At 77.7% G+C, this 1,675-nt stretch carries 1 protein-coding gene; it reads left to right on the top strand.

Features of this window, described 5'->3' with window-relative positions; genetic code table 11:
• Positions 1–205: 205 nt before the first annotated feature.
• Positions 206–1,675: hypothetical protein (locus ETD96_RS43785; protein ID WP_138642353.1), on the top strand; the 1,470-nt coding region annotated here is incomplete at its 3' end.

The following is a 1,675-nucleotide window of genomic DNA, read 5'->3' as shown; positions in this document are numbered from 1 at the left end:
ACCCCGCGCCCACCGCCATGCGCGCCGCCCTCTCCGCCGCCCCGCTGGAATCCGCTCGAATCCGCCTGAATCCGCCCGCACGCGCCCGCATCCGGCGGGCTAAGCAGCATCCTGCCAGAACAGTCCTTACATGCCGAGGGGAGGATACCGGCCCGTAACTCCCGCGATGCCGGACGGTCCGCACCGGGCGACTACTATTCGCCGGATGAGCTGGCAGGCGGCCGGGGCGGGGCCCGGCGGAACCGGAGGCGGCCCGAGCGGCGACCTGTTCGCCTCGGTCGAGGGCAACGTGCGCGAACTGGTGGCCTCCCCGTGGTGGCAGACCGCCCAGCCCGCCGACCGCGCGGCCCAGGTCGCCGCGCGGATGCTGTGGGGCGCCGGCGAGTGGTGGCTGTACGGGGCGTGGGGCCGCTGGTACCGGTGCGGCCTGGACGGCAGCTGGCACCCCTGCCCGCCGCCGGCGGCGTTCGAGGACCGCCGCGTCGCGGTGCCCGCGCCGCAGGGCGCCGGGACCCCGCCGGTCCCGCCGCAGCTGTTCCCCACCGGCCCCGACCTCGCGGCGGGCCGGGTGGCCTCGCCGGGGTTCCTCGGGCCGGTGCCCGACACCGCCGTGGTGGCGCGGATCTCCCAGGCCCTCACCACCGCGCTGGCGGTGAACCCGCAGCAGTTCGCCCACCGCGACCCGATGTTCCAGCCGGGCACCCCCAGCACGGTCGCCGCCGCGTGGGGGGCGCTGCTGTGGTGCGCGGGGTCGCCGGTCGCGCTGACCGAGCACCCGCTGATCGAGTCGTTCATCCCGTTCCTGACCACCTCCGCCGACCGGCTGCACTGGATGATGCCGCCCGACTTCGCCACCCTGGCCGGCTACTACATCCACCGGCTCGGCGCCGGCGACGGCGGCGGCGCCGCCCATGTCGCCCGCGTGATGTACGAGGTCGCCGCGGGCCTGCAGGCCGATCCCCGGTTCCGGCCGGGCGCCGACGCGCTGGCCGCGGTGACGGCGGCGTCGCTGCGGATGGTCGGGCAGGACATGGCGACCGTCCGGTACGGGCCCGACGCCGTCCTGCAGGAGTGGCGGCGCCGCTGCCCCGCCGAGTACGCCACCCCGATGCTGCGCGACACCGCGCCCGGGGAGTACCTGCGGCTGGCCCTGTACGACCTGCAGCAGATCGTCGCGGGGCTGACCGGGCCGCGCCCGTCGGCGCCGGGCCGCGGCCACGACGAGGTCCGCCGCGCGGGCATCGCGGTGCTGGCCGCCGACCTGCAGGCGGCGCCGGGCGCGCTGCCGGCGCTGCAGCGGTGGCTGGACCCCGACAGCGTCCGCACGCTGCAGTCCGTGCTGTCGGATCCGGCCAGCCCGCTGCGGGAGCTGTGGCCGCGCGAGGGGCGGCTGCCCGAGGCGCTGCGCGGCGACGACGCCGACGCCCTGGCCGCGCTGCTGGCCACCACCTACACCCTCGGGCTGACGTGGTGCCGGCTGGCGCAGGTCGCGCCGCCGGCGACGGGGTTCGCGGTGCCGCAGGCGGTCGCGGCGGAGCTGACGTCCCCGGCGATGCACACCCCGCCCTCCACCGACGAGCTGTCGGCGTGGGACATCATCAAGGCCGCCCGCGCCCACATGGCCGCCGAGCGCGCCGGGGCCGGCGCCGACCAGCCGGTCGCGCCGGTGCCCGAG

The organism is Actinomadura geliboluensis (assembly GCF_005889745.1).
Taxonomy (GTDB): domain Bacteria; phylum Actinomycetota; class Actinomycetes; order Streptosporangiales; family Streptosporangiaceae; genus Spirillospora; species Spirillospora geliboluensis.
The sequence above is the reverse complement of the archived record's forward strand: the minus strand, read 5'-3'. Positions and strand labels throughout refer to the sequence as shown.